Genomic DNA, 21,866 nt, shown 5'->3' on the forward strand with positions numbered 1-21,866 from the left:
GACACCGCCGCGCCCAGGAGCCGCCGGACACGGGTCGCCGTCGCGCTCCGCCGGTGCGTACACGAGGACGCCCCGAAGCCCAGCTGGGACCCCCGGCGGCCGCTCAGGCGGCCGTGTCCACCTTCGGGTCCGCCGTCCGCCGCGCCGCCGGCGCGACCGGGCGGACGCGGGCCGGCAGCAGCAGCGGGTGGGCGACGCCCCAGGTGGCGCCCTTGCAGATCGCCTCCTTGTAGCGGGCGGCCACGCGTCCGGTCAGGGCCCGGTCGACGGCGCGGTCGTCGGCGGTGACGAACTGGATCAGGCCGTCCTTCCGGCCGAGGGAGACGCACTGCTGGTAGTAGCGCACCGCGGTGGTGGGCACCTTCGTCCCGGTCAGCCGGGCCACGAGGGCGTCGGCGGCCTGCCAGGCGCCGGGCACGCCCGAGGCGCACGACATCCGCAGCGGCTTGTCGCCGGGGCCCATGGCGAGGGCCGCGTCCCCGACGGCGTACACGTCCGGGTGCGAGACCGAGCGCATGGAGGCGTCGACCACGATCTGCCCGTTGTCGCCGGTCTCCAGGGTGGTGGCCCGCGCGATCGGGTGGACGGCGAACCCGGTGGTCCAGACGGTGGCCAGGGAGGCGATGCCGGTGCCGTCGGCGGTGGTGACGCGGTCGGGCGTGACGGCGGTGACGGTGGTGTGTTCGCGCACGGTGATGCCGAGCCGGTCGCAGACCTCGCGCACATGGCGGCGGCCCTTGGGCGAGAGCCAGTCCCCGAGGGCGCCGCGCGCGACGAGGGCGACGGCCAGGTCCGGGCGGGCCTCGGCGAGTTCGGTCGCGGCCTCCAGCCCGGTGAGCCCGGCGCCGACCACGACCACGGGCGCCCCGGCGTCGAGGCGGGCCACCCGTTCGCGCAGCCGCAGCGCCCCGGGGCGGCCGGCGACGTCGTAGGCGTGCTCGGCGACTCCGGGGACGCCCTGGTCGTGCCCGGTGCTGCCGAGGGCGTACACGAGGCTGTCGTACGGCAGTTCCTCCCGCGCGCCCCGCGCGTCGGCGACGGTCACCAACTTGCGGTCGACGTCCACCCCGGTGACCTTCGCGAGCTTCAGCGCCACGCCGGTGCCCGCGAACATCGCGTCCAGCGGCCGGGGCCTGAGGTCCTGCCCGGCGGCGAGCTGGTGCAGCCGGACGCGCTCGACGAAGTCGGGTTCGGCGTTGACGAGGGTGATGGCGACGTCCTCGCGGCGCAGCCGGCGGGCGATGCGGCCGGCGGCGATGGCTCCGGTGTATCCGGCCCCGAGGACGATGATGCGGTGCTGCATTGCCTGCTCCTGTCGCTCGTGCGTGCGCCGCGTCGTGCGCGGTTCGCCCCTTGAACCGGGCGGCCCGCCGTTTCCTGACAGGAGTGCGCTGTGATGCCGGTCACATGAGGATCAGAAGAGGCTGAGCACGGGTTCGCCGTGCTCGCCGGCCGCCCACCGCCGGGTCGCGCGGACCAGCTTGTCCGGGTTGACCTGGCTGCGGAAGGCGGTGATGCCCTGCTCGGTGATCTCCAGGCAGGTGACGCCGATGACCCGGCCGTCGAGCACCACCACGATCGCGGGCATGCCGTTGGCGGCCACCACATGGACGTCGGGGGAGCCGCCGACCAGGTTGCGCTTGGCCTTGCCCGGCTTGAACAGGCCCCGCATGAACGTCGCGACCGCACGGGCTCCCTCGAACGCCCGTGCGCGGGCCGGGACCTTGCCGCCGCCGTCGCCGATCGCGAAGACGTCCTCGGTGAGCAGCCGCACCAGCGGTTCGGTACGGCCGCTGGTGGCGGCGGCGAGGAACTCGTCCACGATCCGCCGGGCGGCCGCCTCGTCGATCTCGGCGCGGGCCCGGCCGTCCGCGACGTGCTTCTTGGCGCGGTGGAAGATCTGCTGGCTGGCGGACTCGGTGAGGTCGAGGATCTCCGCGATCTCCCGGTGCGGGTAGTCGAAGGCCTCGCGCAGCACGTACACCGCGCGCTCGTTGGGGGTGAGCCGCTCCAGCAGGGTGAGCACGGCGTACGACACCGACTCGCGCTGCTCCGCGGTGTCGGCGGGGCCCAGCATCGGGTCCCCGGCGAGCAGCGGCTCGGGCAGCCACGCGCCGACGTAGGTCTCGCGGCGGGCGCGGGCCGACGTCAGCTGGTTGAGGCACAGATTGGTGAGCACCTTGGTCAGCCAGGCCTCGGGGACCTCGATGCGCCCGGTGTCGGCGCCCTGCCAGCGCAGGAACGTCTCCTGCACGACGTCCTCGGCCTCGCTCGCCGAGCCGAGCAGGCGATAGGCGAGGGCCTCCAGCCGGTGCCTGGACGCCTCGAACCGGTCCACTTCGCTCGCCGTCAGGGCCATGACCGGGATCCTAGCCTTCGCCAACCCCGGTGGCCCATGGCGGCGTTGCGGGCCACCGGGTCCGCCGGGCCCCGCCCGGCGCGGGTTCAGCCGATCCGGAACGTCGTCTCGACCGGGTAGTGGTCGCTGGGGGCGTTGGTGTCGGTCTGGCCGGCACTCCAGCCGGACTGGGGGTCGAAGTCCGTCCTGACCGGGGAGACGGCCGACGGGACCGGGCGGCCGGGGGCGTTGAGGTAGCCGATGTAGTCCAGGTCGTCGCGGTAGTCCTTCGGGAAGGACTCGACGCCGGACATGTACTGGCACCAGGCGGAGACCGGGCAGTCCATGGTGCGCAGGGTCTGGGCCGGGTCGGTGGCCGGGGTGCCGAGCACGCCGTTCACCGCGGTCTGGGCATGGTCGTAGTCGCCGCGCGACCGGCCGCCGTAGTACTCCACGTTCAGGTCGCCGCCGATCAGCACCGGCGCGTCCGTCCCGGCGATGCCGTCCGCCCAGGAGCGGATCTCGCCGAGCTGGGCGAGCCGGGTGGCCTGGGTGGTGTCGGTGGAGGTGCCGGACTCGTCGGCCTGGAGGTGGGTGCCGATCACCCAGCTCTCCGTCCCGCCCTTGTCGATCCGCACCAGCGCCGCGCCCTTGTTGGCGTGGTAGTCCCAGGTGCCGTAGGCCGAGTTGGCGAAGACGTGCGCGTACTGGGCGGTGATCGGGTACTTGGACAGGATCATCGTGCCGCCGTTGATGACGAACGGCGAGTCGGAGCAGTCTCCGCTGATGCCGTTCCAGCCGCCGCCGGAGCAGGTCTGACCGACCACCGGGGTGTGGTACGGGTACAGGTCGGACAGCTCGGCGACGATGTCGGCCGTCGAGGTGTTGTTGAAGTCCTCGTCGAGGACGACCACGTCCGCGCCGTGCGCGCGGACGACCGACTCGATGACGGGAGTGCGCTGGGCCGCCTTCTCGTTCTGGGTGCTGTCGACGATCGCGGTGCCGAGGTCGACGTTCCAGGCGAACACCGACAGGCTGGTGCCGGTGACCGCACCGGCGGCCGGGGCCGCGGTCGCGGCGGATGCCGGGTGGCCGGCGAGGCCGAGCAGCATCGCCGCCGCCGTGGCGGTCAGGGCGGTGGCGGTACGACGCGAGTCCATGCGCTCTCCTGGAGGAAGGGCCCCCGACGGGACCGGGGCGCGTACATGACAACGGAACCCTAGGGGTGTCCGGGTACGGCCGGAAGAACGTCCGTGGATCGGCCTGTGGAGAAAAGGTGTCTGTACAAGTTCCGTGCGGGTGAGGCCGGTTCGGCCGACGGCGTCAAGGGCGCGCGTCCGCGTGGTGCGCACAGTCCGCGGCGCGCATGCCCCGCAGCGGGGACAGCGCCGCGGGCAGGAAGCTCAGGGTCATGCCGGCCGCGGCGAGCCACAGGGTGGTCCGGGCGCCGAACACCGTGCCCGAGGCGCCGCCGAGCAGTCCGCCGAGCGGGAGTCCGCCCCAGGAGACGAACCGGGCGGTCGCGTTCATCCGGCCCAGCAGCCCGTCCGGGGTGAGCGCCTGCTGGAAGCTGGACTGGGCGACGACGCGTACGACCCCGCCGAAGGACAGCGCCGCCAGTCCGGCCGCCGCCGCGTACACGCCGGCGCCGCCCGGGTGCGCCAGGGGCGTCAGCACGGTGAGGGGGCAGGTCAGCAGGGGCGCCAGCCAGATGACCGGGCCCTGCCCGAGCCGGCGCGCGAGCCGGGTGGCCGTCAGCGCGCCCAGCAGGGCGCCGCAGCCCATGCCGGACAGGACCAGCCCGACACCGCTCGCGCCGAGTCCCAGCCGCCGTTCCAGGAAGACCAGCAGCATGGTCTGGTACATGGCCAGGAAGAGGTTGAAGAGGGCGTCGCCGAGGACGGTCGCGCGCAGGGCCGGACGGGCGAGCACGAAACGCAGGCCCGCCAGGACGTCCCGGCGCAGACGCGGGCGGGCGGCCGGCCTCGGCTTGTCCTCGCGGACCCGGATGGCGAGCGCCAGCAGGGCCGACGCGGTCATCCCGGCGCTGCTCGCCACCAGGGTCGGGGCCGCTCCGAGACCGCCGACCAGCGGGCCCGCCAGCGCCGGCCCGCTGATGCTGGTCACCGAACGGACCGCCGACAGCGTGGAGTTGCCCTCCAGCAGCCGGTCGCGGCCGACCAGACGGGGCAGGTAGCTGGCGTAGGAGACGTCGAAGAAGACGCCGAGCAGACCGTGCGCCAGGGCGACCGCGTAGAGCCAGGGCACGGTCAGCGCTCCGGCCCACCAGGCCGCGGGGACCGACAGGAGGACCAGGGCCCGGGCGAGGTCGGTGCCGATCAGCACCGGGCGTTTGCGCACCCGGTCCACCCAGGCGCCGGCCGGCAGTCCGACGAGGAGGGAGCCGGCGGTGGTCGTCGCGGTCAGCAGACCGATCTGGAACTCGTCGGCGCCCAGCGCCGTGATGGCGACCAGCGGCAGGGCCAGGAAGACGACACGGTCGCCGAGCTGGCCGAGGGCGGTGGCGGCGAACAGGAGGCGGAAGTCCCGGTCGCGCAGCAGGCTGCGGGGAGGGGTCATGAGGACGGCTGCCGCCCTTGGTCGACGGCGAACTCGTAGAGCACTTCCCGGCGCGCGTCCGGGATGACGATGTCGGCGGTCTCCACCGGGCGGCCCCCGGCGTCGTAGAGGGTCCGCTCGATGCGGAGCACCAGGTCGCCGACGGCGATGCCGAGCAGATGGGCCTGCTCCCGGGTGGCGCGGGCCGGGCGGGGCAGTTCGGCCACGGTCTCGACGCTCACCCCGATGGCGCGCATCCGCTCGACCACCCCCTTGCCGGCCAGCGGCCCCCGCTCCGGCAGCACCACCGGGGTGCCGCCGGTCAGCGTCAACGGCTCCCAGGAGTGGGAGAGTTGGACGGGGACGCCGTCGGCGAGGAACTCGTAGTGCGTGCTGACGCAGAGGTCGCCGGGCGCGATGGCGAGCCGCCCGGCGATCGCCTCCGGGGCCGGGACGCGCACCAGGGTGCGGAAGTCCCAGGCGCCCGCGCGGCCCCGCTCCGTCAGCGCGGTGGCCGGATGACCGCCACGGCCGTGACGGCGGGCACGGATCATCGGCAGCCGCTCGCGGGGCGTGCGGACGTACGTCCCCGAACCCGCGCGCCCTTCCAGCAGTCCCTCGGCGATCAGCCGGTCCACGGCCCGCTGGACGACATTGCGCCCGACGCCGTACGCCACCGCGAGCCGCGCCCGGGACGGCAGCCGCGCGCCGACCGCCCACTCCCCCGCGACGATCCGCGCGCGCAGCGCGTCGGCCACGGCGAGGTAGGGCGCCTCTCGGGGCATGGCGGGTCTCCGGTGCGGTCGGGGAGTTCAAGGGCTCCGGAAAGCTACTGCACCGGGGCGAAGCTGCTGGATCAGCAATGCGCTCCGTGGCGCCCCGGTGCGGCGCCCGCGGCCAGGAACTCGACCACCGCCAGCACGAACAGCAGGCACAGGGCGATGCCGAGCACCACCCACCCCGTGGGGTGGGGCCACAGCACGCAGGCCGCCACGGCGGCGGCCACCGGCGGCCAGGTGAACCAGGCGCGATGGCGGCGCACGAACGGTCCGGCCGGGCCGGTGCGCAGACCCGCGCGGCCGGCGGTGGACCGGGTCGCGCCGATGCCGGAGGTCCACAGGCCCCGGACGAGCCCGGCCCGCCGTCCGGTGCCGGTGAGCCAGGCGCCCAGGGCGATCACCACGGCGAGCACGATCACCGTGCGCACGGCGGTCGCCAGGAACCGGGTCAGGGTGTCGTAGACCGCGCCGGCCGCGGCCGGGGAGACGTCGGCGGGCAGCCGGTCGAGGTAGAACCCGCGGAAGACCCGCAGCCCGATGCCGAGCAGGGCGGTGGCGACGGCCGCGCCGAGACAGCCCGCGGCCAGGGCCCGGCGCCGCCGCCGGGACAGCAGCACCCCGGCGGCGATCAGCACGACGGCGAGCACCGGCAGCCAGTTCCCGGCGATGCGCAGCAGCCGCACGTACGTGCGCGCCTCGCCGACCTGGTGGGACTGGAGCAGGGTGAACTCGGCGTGCGGGGTGGGCAGCTGGGCCGCGAAGGCCATGCCGTCCCCGACCAGGCGCCGCTTCACGTCGTCCACCAGGGGCGCGAGGTCGAGGGTCACGGTGTCGTCGGTCAGCCGGACCGCGCCGGTGCCGGTGAGGGTCTTGTCCAGGACGCCGTGCACCTCGCGGTTGGCGTCGGTCCAGATGGTGGCGAAGGCGGGGGACGCGGCGGCCTTGCGGGCCCGGTCGTGCACGAACTCCCGCACGGCGCCCTGCAGCGCGCCGCCGAGCCCGGTGCCCAGCGCCTTCTCCAGGGCGGGCCGGTCCTTCGGTGCCACGCCGGCCAGCAGGTCCGGCAGGTGGATGTGGGCCATGAGCGCGTCGGTGGCCCGGTCGGCCGCGGCCTCCTGCACGGCGGGGTCGGAGGCGAGCGGGGCGACGGTGGCGACGTAGCGGTCGGTGTCGCCCACCAGGTCGGCGGCCCAGGTGGCGACCACGGCGAGCGGGACGAGAAGGCAGCCGAGGACGAGGAGCAGGCCGGCGAGGGCGGAGGCGAGGCGGCGGCGGACCCCGCGCCCCCGTCGCGGGGCGGCGGGGGCGGGCCGGGCCGGCTCCGGGCGGCCGGGGCCGCCGGGGGTCGCGTCGTTCGTCACCGCGCACCTCCGCACCGTACGGATCGTTCCGGGCCGCCGCCGAAGGCCGCTCCGGATGCCAGCGGAACGCCGTCCGGGCGCGGGCGCGAGCAGGGCGGGGCCGTTCGGGTCAGGGGGAGGCTCGCCGGGATGCGGGGACCTGATATCGTCTACATACTTGTAGACGTTTACCTTGGAGACGTCCGAGCTTCATCCGTACGTCCGATCTGTGTCCGCTCCCGTTCTCACGGAGCGCCCGGCACATGCTGCACGGCCCGGAGACCCATTTGATGACGACCTCTTCCCCGACCGCCCTGGCGCTCGACGGCGCGGCGATAGACGGCGGCCTCTACACCGACGTCACCGACTTCGCCCGGCACACGCACTGGCTGAACGAGCCGGCGACGGTGTTCAGCTCCATCGGCATCGGCCTGTTCGTGGTGTACCTGCTGGTGGCCTGGTGGCGGGCCCGGGGGCAGGGCAGCACCGCGATGGCCGCCGTGCTGGCGACGCCGATCGCGGTCGTCCTCTCCTACGTGGTCAACAGCGGGATCAAGGACGTCTTCGACGAACCCCGGCCGTGCCGGGCGCTCCCGCACGACTTCCTCCTGGAGGCGTGCCCGGCGCCCGACGACTACGCCTTCCCCAGCAACCACACCACCGTCGCCTTCGCCTTCGCGGTGGCGCTGCTGCTGATCGCCCGCGGGCTCGGCTCCCTCGCCCTGATCACCGCGATCGCGATGGGCGCCTCCCGGGTGTACGTCGGCGCGCACTACCCGCACGACGTGGCCGTGGGCGCGCTGGTCGGCAGCGTGGTCTCCCTGATCACCGTCCTGGTGCTGCGCCGTCTCGCGCCGCCACTGGTCGACCGGCTGCGCACCGGCGCGCTGCGCCCGCTGCTGTCGTCACAGGCGTCCTGACGCCCGACCGGGCCGTGCGCGTCGTACGCACGGCCCGTGCCGTGCCGGACCACTACCGTTGTCCGGCATGGCCCACTCCGGCACCGAGATCACCGCGGACCTGATCCGCGACCTGCTCCGCGCCCGTCACCCGGACCTGGCCCAACGGCCCCTTCGGCTGGGCGCGCGGGGCTGGGACAACCAGTTGTGGCGGCTCGGCGACGACCTCGCGGTCCGGCTCCCGTGGGCCACCGCCGACGCGGACACGCTGCTGCGCAAGGAGCACGCCTGGCTGCCCCTCCTCGCCCCGCGCCTCCCCCTGCCGGTGCCCGTCCCCCGGCACCTGGGCGAGCCCTCCGACCGGTTCCCGCGCCCCTGGCTCCTCACCACCTGGCTGCCGGGCACCCCCGCCGACCTGGCCCCGGCGACCCGCGCACAGGAAGCCGCCGACGCCCTGGCCGCCTTCCTGACCGCGCTGCACGAGCCGGCCCCCGCCGACGCGCCCGCCGGCCGCGACCGGGGCGGCAGCCTGGCCGACCACGACGCGCGGGTCCGTGGCGGCCTCGCCCACGCCGCCGCGCTGGGCCTGCTGTCCGACGGGACGGCGTGCGCGGCCCGCGCGCTCTGGGCGGACGCCGTCGCCGCGCCCGCCTGGCCGGGCCCGGCGGTCTGGCTCCACGGCGATCTGCACGCGGCCAACGTGCTCACGGCGGACGGCACCTTCTGCGGGGTGATCGACTTCGGGGACCTGTGCGCGGGCGACCCGGCCTGCGACCTGGCCGCCGCCTGGACCCTCCTGCCCGACGGCGCCGCCGACCGCTGCCTCGCCGCGTACCGCCCGGCCCCCGACCCCGCGACCGTGCGCCGGGCGCGCGGCTGGGCCCTGGCCCGCGCCCTCGGCTGCCTCCTGATCTCCGCGGCCGACCACCGCGGACGCAAACCGACCTGGGGCCCGCCGGCCCGTGCGGCCCTGCGCCGCCTGACCGCCACCCGCTGACCGAGGGGCCCCGGGCGGTGTCACTCCGCCAGGCGGTAGACCGTGGACTCGCGGGGGCGGAAGCCGATGCGGTCGTAGAGGCGGTTCGCGGCGGTGCGGTCCGGGCGGGAGGTGAGGTCGACCGTGCGCGCCCCCGCCTTCCGGGCGAGCCGCACGGCCTCTTCGAGCAGCAGCCCCGCGACACCCCGGCCGCGCGCGGCGCCGTCGACCACCACGTCCTCCACCCGGGCCCGCAGCCCGGACGGGAGCGGCAGCAGCACCAGGACCAGGGCGCCCACGATCGCGTCGGGCGTCCGGGCGACCAGCACCGTGTTGGCGTCGCAGGCCACCATCCGGTCGAGCGCGGCGCGGTCCAGGGGTTCGGCGGTCCGGGACAGCTGCGGAAGCAGCCTGCCGAAGGCGTCGACGAGCTCCTGGCCCGCCTCCCGGACGACCTCTACACGGATATCCATGGCGGGAGGATACCGATCACCGGACCGGGACCTTCCCGGCGTTTTTGAATACCCCGAGGGGGTACTCTCCGGCGAGTGGCGGAACCGCACCACCGTGAAGGGAGTGCGCTGCATGCACGCGATCGGGCACGCGTTGTCCATCACCGGTTCGATGACCTGGGAGATCACCTGGGCGCTGATCCTCGGCTTCACCCTCTCCGCCGTCGTCCAGGCGGTGGTGCGCCGCTCGACGGTCGTACGGCTGCTCGGCGACGACCGGCCGCGCACCCTCGCCCTGTCCGCGGGGCTCGGCGCGGCCTCGTCCTCCTGCTCCTACGCCGCCGTCGCCCTCGCCCGCTCCCTGTTCCGCAAGGGCGCCGACTTCACCGCGGCGATGGCCTTCGAGATCGCCTCCACCAACCTGGTCATCGAACTCGGCGTGATCCTCGCCCTGTTGATGGGCTGGCAGTTCACCGCCGCCGAGTTCGTCGGCGGCCCGGTCATGATCGTCGTACTCGCGGTGCTGTTCCGCGTGTTCCTGCGGGAGCGGCTGCTGCGCGAGGCGCGCCGGCAGGCCGAGCGCGGGCTCGCCGGGTCGATGGAGGGGCACGCGGCGATGGACATGTCCGTCGGGGGCGAGGGCAGCTTCCTGCGCCGGCTGCTGTCCCGGGACGGGCTCACCTCCGTGTCGCACATCTTCGTCATGGAGTGGGCCGCGATCCTGCGCGACCTGGTCGTGGGCCTGCTGATCGCCGGGGCCATCGCCGCCTGGGTGCCGGGCGACTTCTGGCACACCTTCTTCCTGGCCGGCCACCCCCTCGCCGCCAAGCTGGTCGGACCGCTGATCGGACCGGTCGTCGCCATCGCCACGTTCGTCTGCTCCATCGGCAACGTGCCGCTCGCGGTGGTGCTCTGGAAGGGCGGCATCAGCTTCGGCGGCGTCATCGCCTTCATCTACGCCGACCTGCTGATCCTGCCGATCCTCAACATCTACCGGAAGTACTACGGCGCCCGCATGGCCGGCTTCCTGCTCGCCGCCTTCTTCGCCGCCATCGCGGTGGCCGGCTACGTCGTGGAGTTCGTCTTCGGCGGCCTCGGCCTCGTCCCCGACCAGGCCGTGGCCCGGCTCCCTGAGGAGGGCGTCCGCTGGAACTACACGACCTGGCTCAACATCGCCTTCCTCCTCCTCGCCGCCTGCCTCGTCGTCCGCTTCCTGCGCACCGGCGGCCCGGCGATGCTGCGCATGATGGGCGGCTCCCCGCAGGAGACCGAGGAGCACCAGCACGAGCACGGCCATCACCACCCCTGAACCGGGCGCCCTGAACCAGACGCCCTGGGGCTAGGGTGCCCCCGTGACCACCGAGCTGGCCCTGCTGTCCCGCGTCGCCTACCGCGGGCGCGAGATCACCGCGCCCCGGCTGCGCGGGCTGCTGGCGTTGCTGGCCGAGGAGTTGCGCGCCGGGTGCGGCACCGGCCGGCTGGTGGCGGGACTGTGGCCGGACGAGCAGCCGGAGCGGCCGGGCAAGGCGGTGCAGGTGCTGGTGTCCCGGCTGCGCACCCAGCTCGGCGCCGACGTGGTGGTGAGCACCCCGACCGGCTACCGGCTGGCGCTGGACGAGACCCAGGTGGACAGCTCCGCGCTGCTCGCGCACGAGGCGGCGAGCGCCGCGTGCGCCCGGGCCGGGGACCACGCGGGCGCCCTGGCGCGCAGCGAGGCCGGCCTCGCGCTGTGGGACGGGAGCGTGGGCGACGACGACGCGGACGATCCGGTGACGGCGCTGCGGGCGGCCCGCGTGCGGCCGTACCGGGCGCTGATACGGCACCGGGCGCTCGCCCTCGCCCACCTCGGCCGCCCCGCCGAGGCCCTCCCGCTCCTCACCGAACTGCACCGCGAACACCCCCGCGACGAAGAGCTGTTCGCGCAACTGCTGCGCTGCGAGGCCGCCACGGCGGGACGGCCCGCCGCGCTGCTGCGGTACGAGGAGTACCGACACGGGCTGCGCGAGGAACTGGGCGCCGACCCGGGCGCCGAACTGCGCGCTCTGCACACCGAGTTGCTGCGCCCCGACACCGCCCCGGCCCGGCACGGGGTGCCGCACGAGCCCAACCCGCTGCTGGGCCGGGACGCCGACGTCGCCGCCGTCACCGCCCTGTTGCGGGAGGCCCGGGTGGTCACCCTGCTCGGCCCCGGCGGGCTCGGCAAGACCCGCCTGTCGCACGCGGTGAGCCGGGCCGTCGACCATCCGGTGGTGCACTTCGTGCCGCTGGCCGGTGTCATCGCCGACGAGGACGTGGCCGCGGAGGTGGCCTCGGCCGTGGGCGCCGGCGAGGCGCGCCAGCCCACCGGCCCGGGCGACGGCGACGTCGTACGCGCCGTCGCCGCCGCGCTCGGCCCCGGCCCCGCCCTGCTGGTGCTGGACAACTGCGAGCACGTGCTCGCCGGGGCGGCCGCGCTCGCCCGGGCACTGGTCTCGCGCTCGCGTGAACTGCGGGTGCTGGCCACCAGCCGGGCGCCGCTCGGGCTCACCTCCGAGGCCGTCTACGCGGTGCCCGAACTCTCCCTGGCCACCTCCATCGAGCTGTTCGGGCAGCGGGCGCGGGCCGCCCGGCCCGGCGTGGAGCTGCCCGCCGACCGCGTGGCCGAGATCTGCCGGCACCTCGACGGGCTGCCGCTCGCCGTGGAACTCGCCGCGGCCCGCGTGCGCGTGCTGTCCGTCGCCGACATCTCGCACCGGCTGCGGGACCGCTTCGCGCTGCTGCGCGGCGGCGCCCGGGACGCCCCCGAGCGGCACCGCACGCTGCGGGCCGTGGTCGAGTGGAGCTGGAACCTGCTGGAGCCGGACGGCCGGGCGGCGCTGCGCGCGCTGTCGGTGTTCCCGGGCGGCTTCACCGAGGAGTCCGCCCAGTACGTGCTCGGCGAGGACGGCGACGCGCTCGGCCTGCTGGAGCAGCTCGCCGCCCAGTCCCTGATCAAGGTGGGCGAGGGCCCCTTCGGAGTGCGCTTCCACATGCTGGAGACACTGCGCGAGTTCAGCGCGGCCCGGCGGGCGGAGGCGGGCGAGGAGGAGGCGGTGACCGACCGGTTCCTCGCCTGGGCACGGGACTTCGGCCGGACCCACCACGACGTGCTGTTCGGCGGGGACGCCCCGTCCTCCTTCCACCGGGCCCGCGCCGAACAGGACAACCTCGTCCTGGCGCTGCGGCACGCCCTGGCCCGCGCCGACGGCCCGGCCACCGCCGCCCTCACCGCCGTACTGGCCGCCCTGTGGTCCGCCGGCAACAGCTACACCCGGCTCACCGCCCTCGTCGCCGAGACCGCCGGCCCGCTGTCCCACTTCCGGCCGGAGCACCCGGAGGACGTGGAGACGGCCCGGAGCGCGGCGGTGGTGTGCACGACCTGCCTGTTCATGGGCTACGGCCCGCGCGCCGGACGCCATCTGGTCACGCTGCGCCGGCTGCCGCCCGCCCCGCCGGACACCGCGCTGCGGGCCCTGGCGGTCGTCCTGGCCGCCGTCCCGGAGATACGCCCGCCCGGGTACGAGCGGCTGTCGCGGCTGTGCGAGGCCCCCGAGCCCATGCTGGCGGGCATCGCGTCGGGTGTGGCCAGCTATGTGTGGGAGGCCGAGCAGCAGACGGAGCGCGCGCTGGACTGCGCCCGCCGGATGCTGGCCGCGCTGGGCCCCGCCGCCAACCCGTCCACGCTGCTGCTCAGCCACGGCCGGATCAGCGAGCTGTGCCTGAAGCTGGAGCGCGGCGCGGAGGCGTACGACCATCTGCGGGCCGCGGAGGCGCTCGGCGAGTACGGCGACTGGACGGACCTGATCGGCGTCCGCTACGGACTGGTCTCCGCCTGTCTCCAGCGCGGGGAGATCGAGGAGGCGGAGTACTGGCTGGGCCTCGCGGTCGGCGACCAGCAGCCGGAGCCCGCGTCCCCGGAACTGCTGTCGGCACGGGCGGAGGTGGCACTGGCCCGGGGGCTGAGCGAGATCGGGCTCGGCCTGTGGCGCCAGGCGACGGCACGGATGCGGGAGGGGGCCCTGGAGGCCGGTGATCCCTTCGCGGACTCCTGGTCGCTCCAGATGCAGGCGGCCGCGCTCGCGGCGCACGCGCAGCACGGCCGGCTGGAGCCGGTGGCCGGGCTGGCCGAGCGGCTGCGGGAGAAGCTGCTCGCCATGCTGTCCGGTGTGTCCGGGGCCGGGGAACTGGTGGAACTGCCGGTGTACGGCACGGTGTTGGTGGCGCTCGGCTTCGCCGGACTGGCCCGCGGCGAGACGGCGGCCGTGCGGCTGATGGCGCTCGCGGAGCGGATGCCGGTGCTGCGGGACTACCCCACGCTGTCCTCGGCGCGCTGCCGGCAGGCGGCCGAGAGCGCCGCCGGGGCGGCGTACGCCGAGGCGAGATCGGCGTACGCCGCCCTGGGGCCGGAGGAGTTGCGGGCCGAGGCCCTGCGCGAGCTCACCGCCGCGGCTCGCGGTTGAAGCGCGCCCTGCACCACACGTAGCCGAGCACGGTCAGCGCCAGGCACCAGCCGATCGCCAGCACCGCGTTCTCGGTGCCGATCCCGCTGCCGAGCAGCAGTCCGCGCAGGGTCTCGATGGCGGGCGAGAAGGGCTGGTACTCGGCGAACCAGCGGAACCCGGTGGGCATGGCGTCGACCGGCACGAAGGCGCTGGACAGCAGCGGCAGCATGGTCAGCGGCATGCCGAGGTTGCTGGCGCCCTCGGGGTTGGGGCTCACCAGGCCGATGCCGACCGCGATCCACGTCAGCGCGAGGCTGACCAGGGCCATCAGCCCGGCCGCCGCCAGCCACTCGACCGGCGTGGCGTTCGGGCGGAAGCCCATGGCGAGCCCGATGGCCAGGATCAGCACCAGGGCCAGCATCGTCTGGATCACACTGCCGATGACGTGGCCGACCAGCACGGAGGCGCGGGAGATCGCCATGGTGCGGAACCGGGCCATGATGCCCTCGGTCATGTCGGTGGCCACGGACACCGCGGTGCCGAGGGAGATCATGCCGACGGTCATCAGCAGGATGCCGGGCACGATGTAGGCGACGTACTGGGAGCGGTCCGCGTGCCCGCCGCCCATGCCGGCGCTCATCACGTTGCCGAAGACGTAGACGAACAGCAGCAGCATCATCACCGGGGTGAGCAGCACGTTCAGGGTCAGGGAGGGGTAGCGGCGGGCGTGCAGGAGGCTGCGCCGCAGCATGGTGAGGTTGTCGCGCAGGGCGTGGGCCCGGGGGGACGGTGCTGCGGCGCTCATCGGGCGGTCTCCTTCTCGGTGGCCTCGGTGGAACCGTTGGTCTGGGCGGGGACGTCGGCGGAGCCGGTGAGCGCGAAGAACACGTCGTCCAGGTCCGGGGTGTGCACGGAGAGTTCGTCGGCCTCGATGCCGGCGGTGTCGAGCCAGTCGAGGATGGCGCGCAGCTCGCGCTGGGTGCCGTCGCTGGGGATCTGGAGGGTGAGCGCGCTGTCGTCGCGGGTGGCCTCGCGCAGCGCGCCCGCCGCCTGCTCGTAGCCGGCCGGGTCGGCGAACCGCAGCCGCACGTGCCCGCCGGGCACCAGCCGCTTCAGCTCCTCGGCACTGCCCTCGGCGACGATCCGGCCGCCGTTGAGCACCGCGATCCGGTCGGCGAGCTGGTCGGCCTCGTCCAGGTACTGGGTGGTGAGGAAGACGGTCGTGCCGCCCGAGACCAGCTCGCGGATGATCCCCCACATGGTGTGCCGGGAGCGGGGGTCGAGACCGGTCGTGGGCTCGTCCAGGAAGATGATCCGCGGCTCCCCGACGAGGGTCATCGCGATGTCGAGCCGCCGCCTCATCCCGCCCGAGTAGGTGGAGGCGGGCTTCTTCGCGGCCTCCACCAGGTCGAACCGCTCCAGCAGCCCGGTGGTGACCCGCCGGCCCTCCGCCTTGGACAGGTGGTGCAGGTCGGCCATGAGGAGCATGTTCTCCTCGCCGGTGATCAGCCCGTCCACGGCGGAGAACTGCCCGGTGACCCCGATGGCCCCCCGCACCTTCTGCGCCTCGGCGGCCAGGTCGAACCCGCCGACCCGGGCCCGCCCGGCATCGGCCGAAATGAGCGTGGTCAGGATGTTGACCACCGTGGTCTTCCCCGCCCCGTTGGGCCCGAGCAGCGAGAAGACCGACCCCGCCGGCACCTCGACGTCGATCCCGTCGAGCACCGTCTTGTCCCCGTACGCCTTCCGCAACCCGTGGGCCGCGATGGCGAGTTCCGCGTTCGTCATGTCCCAGAGCGTGCGCCCCGGGGGATTCAGCGCGGCTTCAGTCGGGTTTCAGCGCGGCGGGTGCCCTGAAACCGGGTGTGCCGTCGCTCTGTCAGGTGAATGTCCGCTTGTTCGCGCTTCGTCCGGGATGCCGCGGGAGAGCATCACGGCGTGGAGGTCCCACACGGACAAGTGGAGAACCCACACGGACAGAAAAAGGGGGAACGGCATGGTGGATGTCGAGGGACGTGGCGGCAGGGGAGTTCCGGGGAGGCTGGCCGTCGTGACCGCGGTCGCCGCCGCGTTGCTGGCCGCTCCGGCGGCCCAGGCGGCCCCGGGGTCGCCCGGCGCGGGCACGCGGGCGAGTACGGGGGCCGTCACCGCCTCCGCGACGCAGACCTACGCGGCGACCACGAGGACCGCGGGCGGGACCACGACGTTGCGCTTCGCCCTGGACGGCGGCGCGAAACTCTCCCGCGCCGACCTGGACCGTGTCGGCGCCCAACTCGGGCTCGGCAAGGGCAGCCTGCGCGCGGTGTCGGGAACGGTGGCGCGGCGCGCCGCCGCCGAACGGCGTTCCGCGGTGCTGCGCTGCGACCGGAACCCGAGCTGGAGCGACGCCAACGGCACGCTGGCGGCCCGGTTCAACTGCCCCTACTCGAACATCAACTGGGGCTTCAAGATCTCCGCCCGGGTGCAGTCCGTCATCACGAGCAACGTCAACGAGTCCGGCGTCTCCTGGTGGCGCAACGGCAAGCGGATGCCGAAGAACGCGGGCCATGTCGTCGGCAAGAGCTACCACTTCCACGGCACGCTGAAGCCGGTCAAGCACGGCGACCGCGTCCAGTTCCAGGACTACATGACCTTCCGTGTCCGCATCGGCGGCCGGCCGGGCACCGGCTCCCTGGTTTGGGCGGCGGACGTGACGGCGAAGAAGTAGGAGCGGCGGACGGGGAGTGGCTCATGGCGCTCGACGTGGGGACGGTACGGAGCTGGGCGGAGTCCGTGCTGCGCGAACTGGAGGCGCCGGAAGGTGCCGTACTCCGGGTCGCGGAGGGCACGGCCCCCGGCACCGGCGGCGGGGTGCACGTCACCCTCGCCTACCCGGACGGCTCCTCCGTCACGGTGGACCTGGACGACGCCTTGCCGGACCGGTCGGCGCTGACCCTCCTGGCGGAACAACTCCAGGACAGCGTCATCGAGTCCACCGGCGGACGCCCCGTGCCCCCGTGCCCGGTGCCCGGCCACCCCCATCCGGCAGCCCCTCGTGCGGCGAACGGCGTCCTGTCCTGGCGCTGCCCGCTGGACGACGACCCGAACGCCCGCCCCTGACCGGGACCGCGCCGTGGAGGACGGCGCGGGCCGGCCTCACCTGACCGGGTCCGTGCCGGGACGCTCGGTCACGGCCCGGTCGATGGCGGACTCCACGGCCGCCACCCGGTCCGCCAGCAGGGTGAGGGCGGCGACCGCGCGGGTCAGGGGATCCTCCTCGGGGCCGCCGAGGGTGCGGGTGCGGACGTGGGCGGCCTTGATCTCGGCCCAGCGGGCCGCCCGGCCCGCGTCCAGCGTGCCGCGCAGCTCGGCGAGTTTGAGGAGGTTGGCCTCGGCGCCCGTGGTGAGGGTCTGCGCCTCGGCGGTGTAGTGGTCCTGGACCACGGCCTCGCGTTCGGCGGTGTTCATGACCGGGCGCAGCCGCTGGGCGATCTTGTTCATGTCGCGGTAGGAGCCCTGGAGGCGGAACGGCGGCTCGGTGCGCGCGTCGGCGGACTGGGCGGCGGAGGCGATGTAGGCCGCGTTGACCGTGAGGACGGTGTCGCGCACCGCCAGCAGATGGGCCAGCACCGCGAGGACCCGGTCGAGTTCGGCCGGGGGCAGGGGCTGGGCGAGGCGGTCCGCGCGGGCCGTCGGGTCCCCCGCGGCCAGCCGGACCAGCAGGTCCAGGTCCGCCCGGTCGCGCCCGGCGAGCGGGGACAGCACCGGGTTGGCGGTGAGGGCGTTCTCCACGAAGCTCAGCGCGAACACGTCCTCCTTGCCGGTGAGGACGTCGCCGAGGTTCCACACGTCGGCCCGGTTGGCGAGCATGTCGGGGATGCGGAAGCGCTCGCCCGACTCGGTGTACGGGTTGCCCGCCATGCACACCGCGAACCGCTTGCCGCGCAGGTCGTAGGTGCGCGGCTCGCCGTCCCACACGCCGTCCACGCGCCGGGTGGCGTCGCACAGCGGGATGAACTTCTGGAGGAGTTCGGGCGAGGTGTGCTGGATGTCGTCCAGGTAGAGCAGGGTGTTGTTGCCGGCCGCCAGCGCGAAGTCGATCTTCTCGATCTCACGGCGGGCGGTGGCGTTCGGGGCGTCGGCCGGGTCCAGCGAGGTGACGGTGTGGCCGAGCGCCGGGCCGCTGATCTTGACCAGCATCAGCCCGAGCCGGTCGGCGACGTACTCCATGAGCGTCGTCTTGCCGTAGCCCGGTGGGGAGACCAGCAGGAGCAGTCCGCCGGTGTCGGTGCGCTTGCCGGCGCCCGTGGTGCCGAGCTGGCGGGCCAGGCTGTCGCCGATCAGCGGCAGGTACACCTCGTCCACGAGCCGGTTGCGCACGAACGCGGGCATCACGCGGGGACGGTGGTCGGCCAGGCGCAGCCGCTCGCGCTCGGCGGTCAGCAGGGCGGTGCGGCGGCGCTGGTAGGCGCGGAAGCCGGGCACGTCGTGCGCCAGGTGCCGGGCGGTGCGGGCGAGGAACTCGTCCAGCCGCAGCTCCATCCGTCCGCCGGTCACCCGGGGGTGGGCGCCGAGCAGGCCCTCGACGGTGGCGGTGAGCGGGGCGTCGCCGTCGTAGCGGGGCAGGTCGGGGCAGAGTTCGGCGGCGACGGCCTCGGCCAGCTCGCCGGGCCCGGCGTCGGCGCCGCTCGCGCCGGCGTACGCGGTGAGCCAGGCCCGCGCCACCTGCCACCGGTCCCGCCACTCGGCCAGCCCCGCCAGGTCCCGGCCGTACTCCGAGCCGGCCGTCGCCTGCCGGAACTTCTCCAGGAGGGCGCGGGCGGCGGCCCCGAGCACGAAGCCCTCGGGGCCGCCGGTCAGCTCGTCGAAGAGGTACGCGGCGGCGGCGTGCGACCGGTCGGGGCCGGCGCCGTCCGTCTCCCGGTCCCACTCCCCGATGGCCGCGGCCAGCTCCGCCACCAGCTCGCCCGGCGCCGCCGACGGTCCGAAGGCGTCCCGGGCGCGGGCCAGGGACACGGCACGGCGGGTCCAGGCGGCCCTGGCCTGCGCCGTCGTGCCGTGGGCCCAGAAGAGCTGGGCGGCGGCCCGGACGGCGGGCTCGTGGCGCAGGGTGCCGGCGGCGTCGTGGAGGGGCAGGAGCGCGGTCAGCACGGCCGTGGCGTCGTGGTCGTGGACGCCGCGCTCGTAGCCCTCGTCGTACGCCTCCTGCGCCGCCCGGCGGACCAGTCCGGGCAGGTCGTCGGTGGCGGCGAGGGCGGCCGCGCCGTGCTCGGCGAGCAGCCGGGCGGCCAGGTGCTCGGCGCGGTAGACCGCGGGGGACTCGGAGGGCAGGTGCCGGTCCCAGTGGGCGCGGGTCGTCGCGAAGTCGGGGTCGGTGACCGGGGCGCGGTAGTCGGTGCCGGTGACGGCGAGGGCCAGGCCGTCGCCGTGGGGGACGAGGGCGAGATCCAGCGGCTGGGTGTTGACGGCGAAGCGGTGGCCGCCGAGCAGCAGGGTGCGGCCGTCGTCGGCGTACAGGTCGGTACGGTCCCGCAGGGCGCGCGCGGCCTCCTGACGGGCGGCCTTGAGGCGGCCGTCGAGTTCCTCCGCGCGCACGCTGTCGCCGAGTTCGCGCAGTTCACCGGCGGTCCGGGCGACCTTGGCGACCAGCGGGTCGGAGGCGAAGTAGGCGGTGACCGCGTCGGCGTCGGCGAGGGTGGCCGCGCGCCGGGCCACCGTCTCCAGCATCCGCCCGGCCGACACGGCCAGTTGCTCGGCGCGGCGGGCACGGGCGTCGGCGAGGGACTGCTTGCGGGCGGCGAACGCCTCGTAGATCTCGGCCCGCTTGTCGGCGAGTTCGCCGAGGAAGTCGTCGAACTCGGCGAACCGGCCGTCCAGGTCCTCCAGCCGGGCGAGCACGGCGGCCAGTTGGTCGTCGCAGGCCTCGGGGGTGCCGGAGGCGGCGAGCGCGGCGGTGACGGCCTGGGCGAGCAGCGCGGTCTCGGCGCCGAACTCGGCGCGGCCCTCCTGGTCCCGCAGGGACCGGCGGCGGGCGTCCAGCGTGGCCCGCGCCCGGTTGACGCCGCCGAGGACGTCGGCGATCCGCTCCAGTACGGCGGTGCGCACGGTGGCGTCGGCGATGTCGAGGCCGGTGACCACCTCGGTGACCGTGCGCAGCCCGTCGGCCAGCTCGTCCAGGCGGGCGGCGACCGGTTCGGCGCCGGCCACCGTCTCGATCGCGGCCGCCTGCGCCACCAGCCGCTCCACCTCGGCGCGCTGGCCGGTGAAGGCGTCCTCACGGGCCAGGAACGCCACCGCCCGCTTGCCGAAGGCGGCCAGGTCGTCCTCGGTCTCGGCGGCCAGCTCCGCCACCCGCTCCACGTCCACGTGGCGCAGCTCGCGCAGGGTGAGCAGATGGCCGTGGGCGTGCCGCAGTTCGGTCAGTCCGCGCACCCAGGCGGCGGCCTCGCGGGGGGCCTCGCCGCGCAGCCGGCGCACCACGGCCGCGATCCGTTCCGCGGCCTCCTCCAGCGCCTCGGCGGCCTGCCGGGTCAGCTCCCGTACGGTCTCGTACTCGGCCAGCACCTGCTCGGCGGTCTCCCGGACCGCCGCCAACGGCTCGTCCAGCCCGCCGAGTTCGGGCTCGGCGAGCCAGTGGTGGGTGTCCGCCGCGCGGACGCAGGCGGCGGTCAGCGCCCGGTAGCCCTCGCCGGTCGTGATGCCGTCGGCGACCAGCCGGGCCACGGAGAGACAGTCGGCGAGGCCGCGTACCAGGTCCGCGTTGCCGACCCGGGCGAGCGCGCCGGTGCCGGTGCGCAGGGCGGCGGCGTGGGTGTCGGAGACGTACGGGGAGGTCCACCACTGGACGGGATGGGTGTGCGCGGGCTCGTCGCCCCCGGCGCGCAGCACGGCCAGCGCGCCGTCCTCGAACAGCGCCCAGCCCTGGCACGGCAGCGGGGTCGCCATCTCCTTGCGCAGGGTGTTGTACGACAGCAGCAGCGTGCCGCCCCCGGACCGGTCCCGGAAGGCGTACAGCACGTCCTCCCCGTTGGGCGCGCGCACCTCCTGCTCGAACTCCAGCCCCCGAACGTCGAGTTCGTACGTCTTGTGGCGGCCGCTCGCCAGGCAGTACCCGCCCGGGAAGACGACGCCCTGCTCCTCGGGCAGCAACCGGCAGGCCCGGCCGAGGCCGTCGAGGCGGACCACGGTCCGGGTCAGGGCGTTGAACACCAGGTACCGGTCGGTGTCCTCCTTGTACGGCCGCACCCGCAGCAGCACCAGGGGGCCGGTCGTCGCGTGCGCCACGGCGGCGTCGGCGAGGGACTGCAACGGCTCCGCCACCGGCTCGGCGTACAGCTCCTCGCCGTCCCGGGTGCGCACGGTGAGCGTGCCGCCGACGGCCGAGACGCCGAGCCCCCCGGGCACCGCCACATAGGGCTCGCGCCCCAGCACGTGGTCGGCGCGGCCGGTCCCGGTCCAGGTCACGTCCTGGGCGGGCGGCACGGCGTCGTCGCGGTCGCCGCGCGCGTCCAGGAACCGCGCGCCGCCGTCCTCGGTCAGCCGCCAGCGCAGGACGCGGACGTCCTCGGCCTTCTCGCCGGTGCGGAACACCGCGAGGAGGCGGGTGTCGGTGCGGCGCAGGCGGAGCAGCCGGGCGTCGCGGTAGTAGCGGTGCAGGGCGGTGAACTCCCGCACGAACGCGGGGTCGTCGAGGAGTCCGGGGACGGCGTCCTGCGCCAGCCGTCCGCCACCCCGGTCGTACAGGGCGAGCACGTCCGCGACGGCCGCGTTCTCGCCGCCGCGGCCGGTGCTGCCGAACAGGAGCGCGTCGCCGACCGCCACGATGTCCTGCCGCACGCAGGCGTGCGGGGTGTTCAGGCGGTCGGTGGCGGCGAGGTCCAGCCGGGTCGAGCCGAACTCCTCGGCGCGCCGGGCGTTCAGCGCCTCGGCCCGCCGCGCCAGCTCGGCCGCGTGCCCGGCCAGCCGGTCGCGCAGGACGTCGTAGGTGCCGGCGTCGACGGAGGCCTCCGGCTCGGGGGCGGTGGACATGGGGTTCCCTTTCGTGTGCGGGAAGGTGGGGCGCGCCGGGGGGCGCGGGCGCGCGG

Annotated in this window: 16 protein-coding genes; 6 read left to right on the plus strand and 10 right to left on the minus strand. The window is 75.0% G+C overall.

All coding sequences use genetic code 11. The features are described 5' to 3' along the window. Nucleotides 1-103: 103 nt before the first annotated feature. The 6 genes from BLW85_RS19235 to BLW85_RS19260 all read right to left on the minus strand — a co-directional run bounded on the left by BLW85_RS19235 (nucleotide 104) and on the right by BLW85_RS19260 (nucleotide 7,037). Nucleotides 104-1,303 (minus strand): NAD(P)/FAD-dependent oxidoreductase, encoded by a 1,200-nt coding sequence (locus BLW85_RS19235; RefSeq protein ID WP_074992696.1) that lies wholly within the window; start codon nucleotides 1,301-1,303, stop codon nucleotides 104-106. 111 nt (nucleotides 1,304-1,414) lie between these two features. Further along, nucleotides 1,415-2,359, minus strand: a complete 945-nt coding sequence (locus BLW85_RS19240; RefSeq protein ID WP_070024286.1) for an RNA polymerase sigma-70 factor — start codon at nucleotides 2,357-2,359, stop codon at nucleotides 1,415-1,417. Between the two features lie 86 nt (nucleotides 2,360-2,445). Next, on the minus strand, nucleotides 2,446-3,498 hold the full coding sequence (locus BLW85_RS19245) for a sphingomyelin phosphodiesterase (RefSeq protein ID WP_074992697.1): 1,053 nt from the start codon (nucleotides 3,496-3,498) through the stop codon (nucleotides 2,446-2,448). 163 nt (nucleotides 3,499-3,661) lie between these two features. Then, nucleotides 3,662-4,918 (minus strand): MFS transporter, encoded by a 1,257-nt coding sequence (locus tag BLW85_RS19250; RefSeq protein WP_074992698.1) that lies wholly within the window; start codon nucleotides 4,916-4,918, stop codon nucleotides 3,662-3,664. Then, a complete protein-coding gene (locus BLW85_RS19255) occupies nucleotides 4,915-5,682 on the minus strand; it encodes a GntR family transcriptional regulator (protein ID WP_074992699.1) in 768 nt (255 codons plus the stop codon). Before BLW85_RS19255 ends, BLW85_RS19250 begins: the two co-directional genes overlap by 4 nt. 71 nt (nucleotides 5,683-5,753) lie before the next feature. Continuing rightward, nucleotides 5,754-7,037: a hypothetical protein gene (locus BLW85_RS19260; protein ID WP_074992700.1), complete on the minus strand. Its 1,284-nt coding sequence runs from the start codon at nucleotides 7,035-7,037 to the stop codon at nucleotides 5,754-5,756. A 269-nt stretch (nucleotides 7,038-7,306) separates the two neighbouring features. On the opposite strand from BLW85_RS19260, the gene BLW85_RS19265 reads away from it, so the two are divergent. Both BLW85_RS19265 and BLW85_RS19270 read left to right on the plus strand, forming a co-directional pair. After that, the gene (locus BLW85_RS19265; protein WP_070024526.1) at nucleotides 7,307-7,936 is read left to right on the plus strand and encodes a phosphatase PAP2 family protein; all 630 of its coding nucleotides are present in this window, start codon (nucleotides 7,307-7,309) and stop codon (nucleotides 7,934-7,936) included. Between the two features lie 67 nt (nucleotides 7,937-8,003). Then, nucleotides 8,004-8,912 (plus strand): phosphotransferase, encoded by a 909-nt coding sequence (locus BLW85_RS19270; protein ID WP_074992701.1) that lies wholly within the window; start codon nucleotides 8,004-8,006, stop codon nucleotides 8,910-8,912. A gap of 20 nt (nucleotides 8,913-8,932) precedes the next feature. On the opposite strand, the gene BLW85_RS19275 is transcribed toward BLW85_RS19270, so the two are convergent. Continuing rightward, nucleotides 8,933-9,364, minus strand: a complete 432-nt coding sequence (locus BLW85_RS19275) for a GNAT family N-acetyltransferase (protein ID WP_070024296.1) — start codon at nucleotides 9,362-9,364, stop codon at nucleotides 8,933-8,935. Between the two features lie 112 nt (nucleotides 9,365-9,476). On the opposite strand from BLW85_RS19275, the gene BLW85_RS19280 reads away from it, so the two are divergent. Beyond that, nucleotides 9,477-10,652: a permease gene (locus BLW85_RS19280; protein WP_074992702.1), complete on the plus strand. Its 1,176-nt coding sequence runs from the start codon at nucleotides 9,477-9,479 to the stop codon at nucleotides 10,650-10,652. 43 nt (nucleotides 10,653-10,695) lie between these two features. Next, on the plus strand, nucleotides 10,696-13,821 hold the full coding sequence (locus BLW85_RS19285) for an ATP-binding protein (RefSeq protein ID WP_074992703.1): 3,126 nt from the start codon (nucleotides 10,696-10,698) through the stop codon (nucleotides 13,819-13,821). Here BLW85_RS19285 and BLW85_RS19290 read toward each other — a convergent pair. Further along, complete coding sequence (locus BLW85_RS19290; protein ID WP_070024302.1) at nucleotides 13,799-14,608, minus strand: ABC transporter permease; 810 nt, start codon at nucleotides 14,606-14,608, stop codon at nucleotides 13,799-13,801. The two genes, BLW85_RS19285 and BLW85_RS19290, sit on opposite strands and share 23 nt — an antisense overlap. Next, nucleotides 14,605-15,591, minus strand: a complete 987-nt coding sequence (locus BLW85_RS19295; protein WP_074992704.1) for an ATP-binding cassette domain-containing protein — start codon at nucleotides 15,589-15,591, stop codon at nucleotides 14,605-14,607. Before BLW85_RS19295 ends, BLW85_RS19290 begins: the two co-directional genes overlap by 4 nt. A 262-nt stretch (nucleotides 15,592-15,853) precedes the next feature. On the opposite strand from BLW85_RS19295, the gene BLW85_RS19300 reads away from it, so the two are divergent. Next, nucleotides 15,854-16,510: a hypothetical protein gene (locus tag BLW85_RS19300; RefSeq protein WP_074992705.1), complete on the plus strand. Its 657-nt coding sequence runs from the start codon at nucleotides 15,854-15,856 to the stop codon at nucleotides 16,508-16,510. A gap of 23 nt (nucleotides 16,511-16,533) precedes the next feature. After that, the gene (locus tag BLW85_RS38460) at nucleotides 16,534-16,902 is read left to right on the plus strand and encodes a hypothetical protein (protein ID WP_107409142.1); all 369 of its coding nucleotides are present in this window, start codon (nucleotides 16,534-16,536) and stop codon (nucleotides 16,900-16,902) included. A 36-nt stretch (nucleotides 16,903-16,938) separates the two neighbouring features. Here the strand turns inward: BLW85_RS38460 and BLW85_RS19305 are convergent, their stop codons facing one another. Then, nucleotides 16,939-21,810: a DNA repair ATPase gene (locus BLW85_RS19305; RefSeq protein ID WP_107409143.1), complete on the minus strand. Its 4,872-nt coding sequence runs from the start codon at nucleotides 21,808-21,810 to the stop codon at nucleotides 16,939-16,941. Between the last annotated feature and the right edge of the window lie 56 nt (nucleotides 21,811-21,866).

It is taken from the genome of Streptomyces misionensis, from assembly GCF_900104815.1.
Lineage (GTDB): Bacteria > Actinomycetota > Actinomycetes > Streptomycetales > Streptomycetaceae > Streptomyces > Streptomyces misionensis.